9 protein-coding genes are annotated in these 8341 nt (G+C 69.4%); 6 read left to right on the top strand and 3 right to left on the bottom strand.

The window, feature by feature from the left end; translation table 11 throughout:
- On the bottom strand, nucleotides 1-149 hold a 149-nt coding region (locus AX685_RS21465), incomplete at its 3' end, for a phosphoadenosine phosphosulfate reductase domain-containing protein (protein ID WP_156445703.1).
- Nucleotides 146-961, bottom strand: coding sequence for a 3'(2'),5'-bisphosphate nucleotidase CysQ (cysQ, locus tag AX685_RS06265; protein ID WP_066486547.1), 816 nt, complete (start codon nucleotides 959-961; stop codon nucleotides 146-148). The genes cysQ and AX685_RS21465, both read right to left, overlap by 4 nt.
- A 156-nt stretch (nucleotides 962-1117) precedes the next feature.
- Between cysQ and AX685_RS06260 the strand changes: the two genes are divergently transcribed.
- The 6 genes from AX685_RS06260 to AX685_RS06235 all read left to right on the top strand — a co-directional run bounded on the left by AX685_RS06260 (nucleotide 1118) and on the right by AX685_RS06235 (nucleotide 7714).
- On the top strand, nucleotides 1118-3046 hold the full coding sequence (locus AX685_RS06260) for a heme lyase CcmF/NrfE family subunit (protein WP_066486539.1): 1929 nt from the start codon (nucleotides 1118-1120) through the stop codon (nucleotides 3044-3046).
- On the top strand, nucleotides 3043-3576 hold the full coding sequence (locus AX685_RS06255) for a DsbE family thiol:disulfide interchange protein (protein ID WP_066486536.1): 534 nt from the start codon (nucleotides 3043-3045) through the stop codon (nucleotides 3574-3576). Before AX685_RS06260 ends, AX685_RS06255 begins: the two co-directional genes overlap by 4 nt.
- Nucleotides 3573-3971: a cytochrome c-type biogenesis protein gene (locus tag AX685_RS06250; protein ID WP_066486534.1), complete on the top strand. Its 399-nt coding sequence runs from the start codon at nucleotides 3573-3575 to the stop codon at nucleotides 3969-3971. Before AX685_RS06255 ends, AX685_RS06250 begins: the two co-directional genes overlap by 4 nt.
- A 73-nt stretch (nucleotides 3972-4044) precedes the next feature.
- Nucleotides 4045-5259 carry an LLM class flavin-dependent oxidoreductase gene (locus AX685_RS06245; protein WP_082740631.1) on the top strand — a complete coding sequence of 405 codons (1215 nt, stop codon included), beginning with the start codon at nucleotides 4045-4047 and terminating at the stop codon, nucleotides 5257-5259.
- Entirely contained in the window at nucleotides 5256-6356 is a 1101-nt protein-coding gene (locus tag AX685_RS06240) for a zinc-binding dehydrogenase (protein WP_066486531.1), read from the top strand. The genes AX685_RS06245 and AX685_RS06240 overlap by 4 nt, the downstream gene beginning before the upstream one ends.
- 2 nt (nucleotides 6357-6358) lie before the next feature.
- Nucleotides 6359-7714: a cytochrome P450 gene (locus AX685_RS06235; RefSeq protein WP_066486529.1), complete on the top strand. Its 1356-nt coding sequence runs from the start codon at nucleotides 6359-6361 to the stop codon at nucleotides 7712-7714.
- 275 nt (nucleotides 7715-7989) lie between these two features.
- Here the strand turns inward: AX685_RS06235 and AX685_RS06230 are convergent.
- The coding region (locus AX685_RS06230; protein ID WP_156445702.1) for an OmpA family protein at nucleotides 7990-8341 on the bottom strand (352 nt) is incomplete at its 5' end.

Below are 8341 nucleotides of genomic sequence, written 5' to 3'. Positions count from 1 at the left end.
GGGTAGAACGCCTTGCGCGCCAGATGCAGCATCACCGCCGAATCCTTGCCCACCGAATACAGCATCACCGGCTTGTCGGCGACGGCGGCGACTTCGCGGATGATGTGGATGCTTTCGGCTTCCAGCCGGTCGAGGTGCGTCAGCGTCATGTCAGGTACGGCCTGAGCGGGGCAGGTTCGTAGCCGCCGGTGGCGACGAAGCCGGTGTTGCGATACCCCGGCTTGCCATAGACGAACGGCGCGCCGTCGGGGTCAAGCGTTCGCCCGCCCGCCGCGCGCAGCACCGCATCGCCCGCCGCAGTGTCCCATTCCATCGTCGGGCCGGTGCGCGGATAGACGTCGGCCTCGCCGCTCGCCACCAGCACGAATTTCAGGCTGGAGCCGACCGACACGCGCGTCGCGATCCCGCCGGCGTCCAGCCAGCCGTCGAGGCCCGGCATCGCATGGCTTTTCGATGCGACCGCACACGGCGCGTCGCCGCACGCGCGCACATGGATCGACTGCTCGTCATGGCGCGGCTCGTTGGGCTTGCGTACCGCCATCCACGCGCCACGCGTCACGTCGCTCCAATAGATCGCGTCGCGGGCCGGGGCATAGACGACGCCCATCGTCGGCGCGCCGCCCTCGACCAGCGCGATGTTGACGGTGAAATCGTCGCCGCGGCCGACGAATTCCTTCGTCCCGTCGAGCGGATCGACCAGCAGGAACGCGCCGGTCACGTCGGGGACACGCCCCGCCGCGGCTTCCTCCTCCGCCACTACCGGGATCGCCGGGGTCAGCGTGGCGAGACCGGCGAGGATCACCGCCTCCGCCTCGCGGTCGGCGATGGTGACGGGGCTTTCGTCGGCCTTGTGCATCACGGCGCACCCCGCGACGAAATGGCCCCACACCACATCGCCGCCCGCCTCGGCGAGCGCGACAAGCGTGGCGAGCAACGCGGTCCGGTCGGTCGTATCGGTCATCGCCGGCCTATGTGGCGGCTGTGCGACCGGGTCGCCAGCAACTTGTGCGTGTGACGGGGCAAGCTGCGGTTGATGCGCCGTGCGCTTTTTTGACGCCTTCCGGCGCGCGCCGCGGCTCGCTACAGCATCACGGGTGAGCCACCCGTCCTTTCCGTCATGACCGCCGAAACCGGGCTTGCCGCCCTGTGGCTCGCCGCCGCGCTGGCGGCGTTGCAGGTATTGCTCGCGACTCTGACGCTGCGGCGCGGCGTCGCGGGCGGCGCGGGCGCGGTTCGCGCGGTGGCGATCGTGCAGGGCGCGCTGGCAGCGGCGGCGATGGCGGCGCTGATCGCAGTGTTCCTGGCATCCGACATGTCGGTCGCGCTGGTCGCGGCGAACAGCCATTCGATGAAGCCGTGGCTGTACAAATTCGCCGGCGCGTGGGGCAACCACGAAGGGTCGATGCTGCTGTGGGTGACGATCCTGGGGCTGGCGGGCGCGGCGGTGGCGCGGTTCGAACACCGGCTGGCGGAGCGCACCTTGGTGGCGACGCTGGCGGCGCAGGCGGCGATCGCGCTCGGCTTCTATGCCTTCCTGCTGTTCGCCTCCAACCCGTTCGCGCGGTTGCAGCCGGCGCCCGCCGACGGCGCGGGACTGAACCCGCTGTTGCAGGACCCCGGCCTCGCCTTCCACCCGCCGACGCTCTACGCCGGCTATGTCGGGCTGTCGGTCGCCTTCTCCTTCGCGGTCGGCGCGCTGGTGACGCGCGACGTGGGCCCTTCATTCGCGCGCGCGATGCGGCCGTGGGTGCTGGGCGCGTGGGTTTTCCTGACGCTGGGGATCACCGCGGGCAGCTACTGGGCCTATTACGAACTCGGCTGGGGCGGCTGGTGGTTCTGGGATCCGGTGGAGAACGCCAGCCTGATGCCGTGGCTGGCGGCGACCGCGCTGCTCCATTCGGTGACGGTGCTGGCGACGCGCGACGGCTTGCGCGCCTGGACGGTGATGCTGGCGGTGGTCGCCTTTTCGATGAGCATGATCGGGACGTTCCTGGTGCGATCGGGCATCCTCACCAGCGTCCATGCCTTCGCGGTCGATCCGACACGCGGCACGTTCATCCTTGCCCTGCTGGTCCTCTACATCGGCGGCGCGCTGGCGCTGTTCGGCGCGCGGGTGGGGACGGTGCGGCAGGGCAAGTTGTTCGAACCGTTCAGCCGCGAAGGGTCGCTGGTCGCCAACAACCTGCTGCTGACGGTGATCCTGGGGATCGTGCTGATCGGCACCTTCTACCCGATCGTCGCGGGCGCGTTCGGGACGCAATTGTCGGTCGGGCCGCCGTTCTTCGACAAGGCGACCGGGCCGATCGCGCTGATCCTGGTGGCGATGATGACCGCCGGGCCGCTGATGCGCTGGCGCCGCGACGACGCGGGCGAGGTGCTGGGCCGGCTGTTCGCGCCGATCGCCGCGGCGCTGTTCGCCGGGGCGGGTGCGTTCGTGCTGGGCGGGCCGATCGGCGTCCTGCCGCTGGCGGGCATCGCACTGGCGGCCGGGCTGGCGGTGGCGAGCGTCGCGCCGCTGGCCAGGCGCAACCTGGCCCGCGCGCCGCTGCATCTGTGGGGCATGGTGATCGCGCATCTGGGCGTCGCGGTCGCGCTGGCCGGCATGGCGGCCAGCACCGCCTGGACGCAGGAGGCATTGCTGGCGGTCGGTGTCGGCGATCCGGCGCGCGTCGCGGGCTTCACCGTCCGGCTGGAGGGCGTGCGCCCGGTGGTGGGGCAGAACTGGACCGCGCTGGAAGGGCGGCTGTCGGTGACGCGCGGCGATGCCGCGCCCTATGTGCTGCGCCCGCAGGTCCGCTATTTCACCCAGCCGGTCACCACCACCAACGAAAGCGCGATCGCGACGCATGTCGACGGGCAATTCTATGCCGTGCTCGGCGCGCTGGGCGATGACGGGCGCTGGCAGCTGCGATTGTGGTGGAAACCGTTCGTGACGCTGATCTGGGCGGGCGGCGCGCTGATCGCGATCGGCGGCGGGCTGTCGCTGGCAGGGCATCAATGGCGGCTGTTCCGGCAGGGCCGGCGCCGTGCGGAGGGGGACGCATGACGAACCGGCGCTGGCTGTTGTGGCTGCCGCTGTGCGCGTTCGGCATGGTGGTGGCAGTGGTCGCCTGGGGGCTGTGGCGGCCCGCCGACCGCACCGTCCGTTCGGCGATGATCGGCAAGCCGCTGCCCGATTTCACGCTCGCCCCGATCGCGCCGGGCAAGCCGGGGCTGACCACCGCCGATTTCCGCCGCGGCCGGCCGCGCCTGCTCAACGTCTTCGCCAGCTGGTGCGTGCCGTGCATCGCGGAGGCGCCGCAGCTGATGACGCTGAAGGCCGCGGGCGTTCCGATCGACGCGATCGCGATCAAGGACACGCCGCAGGACATCGCCGATTTCCTTCGCCGCAACGGCGATCCCTATGCCCGGATCGGCAGCGACGTGCACAGCCGCGTCCAGCTCGCGCTCGGCTCGTCGGGCGTGCCCGAGACGTTCGTCATCGACGGGCGCGGGATCATCGTGGCGCAGCATGTCGGCGATATCCGCGCCGACGACGTACCCGGCATCCTGCGCGCGCTGGCGGACGCGAAATGACCCGCGCGGCCGCCCTCGCGTTTGCGCTCGTCGCCGCCACGCCCGCCGCGGCACAGACCGCCAACGCCGCGCTCGCTTATACCCAATTGCCCGACGCCGCGCAGGAACGCCGCGCGCGCGCGCTAATGGAAACGCTGCGCTGCATCGTCTGCCAGGGACAGTCGATCGCCGATTCGGACGCCGATATGGCGGGCGAGATGCGCGTCGTGGTGCGCCAGCGGATCGCCGCCGGGCAGACCCCGCGCCAGATCCGCGACTGGATGATCACGCGCTACGGCCGCTACATCTCCTACGATCCGCCGCTCGACGCCGCGACGATCCCGCTCTGGATCGCCCCGCTGCTCCTGCTCCTCGCCGGTATCTGGCTGGCGCGCGGATCGTTCCGCCGCCGCTGATTTTCCGCTTGGCCGATCGGCACGCGCGGCATAACATCGGTTCCAGAACAAAACTTATGCTGAGGAGAGTGGCATGGCCGACCGGCTGCGGTTCGGCGCGTTCATCGCGCCCTTTCACCCGCTGGGGGAAAACCCCACGCAGGCGATCGAACGCGACCTCGACCTGGTCGTCCATATGGACCGGCTGGGTTATGACGAGGCGTGGATCGGCGAACATCATTCCGCCGGCTATGAATTGATCGCCAGCCCCGAACTGTTCATCGCCACCGTCGCGGAACGCACCCGCCACATCCGGCTGGGCACCGGCGTCTCCTCGCTTCCCTATCACCATCCGCTGATGCTGGCCGATCGCATCAACCAGCTCGATCACGTCACGCGCGGGCGGGTGATGTTCGGGGTCGGGCCGGGCGCGCTGCCATCCGACGCGTTCATGATGGGCATCCCCGTCGCGAAACAGCGCGATCGCATGGACGAGGCGCTCGACGTCCTCGTCCCGCTGCTGCGCGGGGAGGTGGTGACGAAGCAGACCGACTGGTTCACCCTGAACGAGGCGCGGTTGCAGATGCGCCCCTACACGCGCCCCTCGGTGGAGATCGCGGTCGCCAGCCAGGTATCGCCTACCGGCGCGCAGGCGGCGGGGCGGCACGGGCTGGGGCTGCTGTCGATCGGCGCGACCCAGGCGGGCGGGTTCAACGCGCTCGCCAGCAACTGGGCGATCGCCGAGGCGCAGGCGGCGGAGGCCGGACGCACCATGGACCGCAGCGGCTGGCGGCTGGTCGGCCCGATGCACGTCGCCGCCACGCGCGAGGAAGCGCGCGCACAGGTCCGCTACGGCATCGAACAATGGCTGTATTATTTCCGCGAAGTCGCCGCACTGCCGCTCGCGCCGCAGGACGGCAGCGACCCGGTCGATTCGCTGGTCAATTCCGGCATGGCGGTGGTCGGCACCCCCGATGACGCAATCGCCCAGATCGCGCGGTTGCAGGAACAGTCCGGCGGGTTCGGCGCCTATCTGACGCTCGACACCAACTGGGCCGAGTGGGACGACAAGAAGAAGAGCTACGAACTGATCGCGCGCCACGTCATGCCCGCGTTCCAGGATTCCAACGGCAATCGCGACGCCTCGCTGCGCTGGGCCGCGGACAATCGCCCGCGCTTCATCGGGGAGGCGCAGGCCGCGGTCGGTGCGCGCGTGGCGCAGCATGTCGCGCAGAAGGGGACGGAGAACATCCGCCCCGAAATCCTCGCCGCCATGGGCCTCGACAAGAAATCGGAGGCGGCGGAATGAGGGCCGTCGTCCGGCGCGGGCACGAACTGGTGGTCGATACGATCGCCGATCCGGTGCCCGCCGCCGGACAGGTGGTCGTCCGCACGCTGTGCTGCGGCATCTGCGGGTCGGACCTGCACGCCGTCCACGGGATGGAGGCGATGGTCGAACTGGGTGCGCGCAGCGGCGAACCGCCGCTGATCGACCCGGCCGCCGATATCGTCTTCGGCCATGAATTCTGCGCCGAACTGCTCGATCACGGTCCCGGCACCGACCGCCGGCTGAAACCCGGAACGCGCGTCGTCTCGGTCCCGGTAATGCCGGGCGCGGCGGGGATCGAGACGCTGGGCTATTCGAACCGCTTCCCCGGCGGCTTCGCCGAAACGATGCTGCTCGCCGAACCGCTGCTGCTGGCGGTCCCCGACGATCTGTCGGATGCGCAGGCGGCGATGACCGAGCCGTTCGCGGTCGGCGAACATGCCGTCGCGCAATCGGATGCCGGCGCGGACACGGTCCAGCTGGTGGTCGGCTGCGGCCCGGTCGGGCTGGCGGTGATCGCGGCGCTGAAGGCGCGCGGCCTGGGGCCGGTGATCGCGGCGGATTTCTCGCCGGCGCGCCGCCGTATCGCGGAGGCGATGGGCGCGGATATCGTCATCGACCCGCGACAGGAAAACCCGCACGCGCGCTGGGCGTCGTTCGGCGTGCCGGTCAGCCGCGCCGAACGATCCGTGCTGGCGATGTCGGGGAACGCGGGCAAGCGCGCGATCGTGTTCGAATGCGTCGGCGTGCCTGGCATGATCCAGTCGCTGGTGGAGGCGGCGCCCCCCGCCACGCAGATCCTGGTCGCGGGCGTATGCATGCAGACCGACGCGATCGAACCGTTCCTGTGCATCAACAAGGCGATCGAGCTGAAATTCGTGCTCGGCTACACTCCCGACGAATTCGCCACCACGCTGGGGCGGATCGCGCGCGGGCAGATCGACGTCGCGCCCGCGATCACCGGCACGGTCGGGCTGGACGAGGTGCCCGCCGCCTTCGCCGCGCTGGCCGACCCCGAACGCCATTGCAAGATCCTCGTCCGCCCCTCTTCCCCGCCCGTATCTCCCCAAGGAGCATGACCATGCGTCTCGTCAGCGATCATATCGTGGAGGGCCGCGCCGGCCCGACGTTCGGCACCGCCTATCCCACGTTGCCGGGCGTCGACCTCACCGACATCCGCGGTTTCACCCGCGGCCAGCCATGGGCCGATTATGCCGCGATGCGCGAACAGGCGCCGGTGATGTGGCACCCCGAACCGCGCGGCGGCACCGGCTTCTGGGCGGTCACCGGCTATGAGGACGTCAAGCGCGTCAACGGCGACCCGGACACCTTCTCGTCCGAGACCGGCGGCATCCTGATGGCGCTGGGGCCGCAGGAGACGCGCCACCCGACGCTCTTCTCCGCCTCGACCAATTCGATGATCAATCTCGACGGGCGACCGCACCGCGCGCTGCGCAAGGAGCATATGCCCTATTTCACCGCCACCTATATCAAGGGGCTGCGCGACCGCGTCTCGGCGGAGGTGACGCGCCTGCTCGACACGATGGCGCCGCTGGGCCGGTGCGACTTCGTCGAGAAATTCGCGCAGCGGCTGCCGATCTTCACGCTGTGCGAGATGCTGGGCGTACCCGAACCGGATCGCGAGCGGTTCATGGGCTGGATCCACTTCCTGGAAATGGCGCAGCAGGTCGCGATGGAGCAGATCGACCAGCTTGCCGGCCTGTCCGAACCCAGCCCGCAGATCGCCGCCTTCATCGAGATGTTCAACAGGAACGTCGCGGAGATGTTCGACTATGGCCGCGACATGCTGGCCAAGCGCCGCGCCGATCCGCAGGCCGATCTGATGAGCGCGATCGCCAATGCCGAGGTGGAGGGCGAGAAGCTGCCCGGCGAATATCTCGACGGCGCGTGGCTGCTGATCGTGTTTGCGGGCAACGACACGACGCGCAACTCGCTGTCGGGCGCGATGAAGCTGTTCACCGAAAACCCGGAGCAGAAGGCGCTGTTGCAGGGTGACGGATCGCTGCTGACCAATGCGGTGCACGAAATCACCCGCATGGTCTCGCCCGTCATCTACATGCGCCGCACCGCTACCACCGATGTCGAACTGCACGGGCAGCGCATTGCGGAGGGCGAAAAGGTCATCATGTATTACGGTGCCGCCAACCGCGACGCTGCGATGTTCCCCGATCCCGACCGCTTCGACATCTGCCGCGACAATGCCGAAAAGAACATCGCCTTCGGCTACGGCCCGCATATCTGCATCGGGCGGATGACCGCGCAATTGCAGCTGGAGGAAGCCTATCGCCAGATCTTCCGGCGCTTCCCCGACATCCGCTGGTCGGGCGACATCGACATCGCTCCCAACAATTTCGTCCACGCCGTCCGCCGGCTGGAGGTGGAATTCACCCCGGAACGCAGCGCCGCCGCGGCGTGACGGGGGATCCGGCGCACGCGGTCACCCGATCGCGAAATGCACCACGCCCCCCTCGCCTTCCGGCGCCCGCGGCCACCAGCTTGCCGTCCGGCGCGACGATCGCGGTGCGGCCGAAGCTGACGAGGTCGCCCGCCGTGCCGGACGCCGCCCCCGCCTGAACGGGCGCCCGCGTTCCCGGCCGCAACCGACAGCCGTATCGGCTCCGAAGAGCGGACAAAGAAATAGGGAGGCCGGCGTGAGCCGACCTCCCCAATCCTTTCGCCGAAGCGATCGCCTTACTGGCCCGAACCCGGACCGTAGGTGATCTCCACGCGACGGTTCTGCACTTCGCGCACACCGTCGGCGGTTTCGACGCGCAGGCGGGTCTCGCCGAACGCTTCGGTGGTCATCACGCCGTCCGGGATACCCTTCGAGGCGAGATAGGCCTTCACCGAGTCCGCGCGACGCTGCGACAGGCCCAGGTTGTACTTCGCGGTACCCGACGTGTCGGTGTAGCCGGCCAGCATGACCTGCGCGTTCTGGCAGTTCTGGTACTGCGTCACGGCGTTGTCGAGGATCGACGCGGCTTCCGGGGTGACGTCCGACTTGTTCCACTCGAAGAACACGATGAACGGACCCGGCGAGCAG

The organism is Sphingomonas sp. CCH9-F2 (genome assembly GCF_001556735.1).
GTDB lineage: Bacteria > Pseudomonadota > Alphaproteobacteria > Sphingomonadales > Sphingomonadaceae > Sphingomonas > Sphingomonas ginsenosidimutans.
The sequence above is the reverse complement of the archived record's forward strand: the minus strand, read 5'-3'. Positions and strand labels throughout refer to the sequence as shown.

What these genes read in the sequence shown, in the direction of transcription:
- cysQ (WP_066486547.1), bottom strand. Translation starts at nt 961, where the DNA reads ATGACCGATACGACCGACCGGACCGCGTTGCTCGCCACGCTTGTCGCG.
- AX685_RS06260 (WP_066486539.1), top strand. Translation starts at nt 1,118, where the DNA reads ATGACCGCCGAAACCGGGCTTGCCGCCCTGTGGCTCGCCGCCGCGCTG.
- AX685_RS06255 (WP_066486536.1), top strand. Translation starts at nt 3,043, where the DNA reads ATGACGAACCGGCGCTGGCTGTTGTGGCTGCCGCTGTGCGCGTTCGGC.
- AX685_RS06250 (WP_066486534.1), top strand. Translation starts at nt 3,573, where the DNA reads ATGACCCGCGCGGCCGCCCTCGCGTTTGCGCTCGTCGCCGCCACGCCC.
- AX685_RS06245 (WP_082740631.1), top strand. Translation starts at nt 4,045, where the DNA reads ATGGCCGACCGGCTGCGGTTCGGCGCGTTCATCGCGCCCTTTCACCCG.
- AX685_RS06240 (WP_066486531.1), top strand. Translation starts at nt 5,256, where the DNA reads ATGAGGGCCGTCGTCCGGCGCGGGCACGAACTGGTGGTCGATACGATC.
- AX685_RS06235 (WP_066486529.1), top strand. Translation starts at nt 6,359, where the DNA reads ATGCGTCTCGTCAGCGATCATATCGTGGAGGGCCGCGCCGGCCCGACG.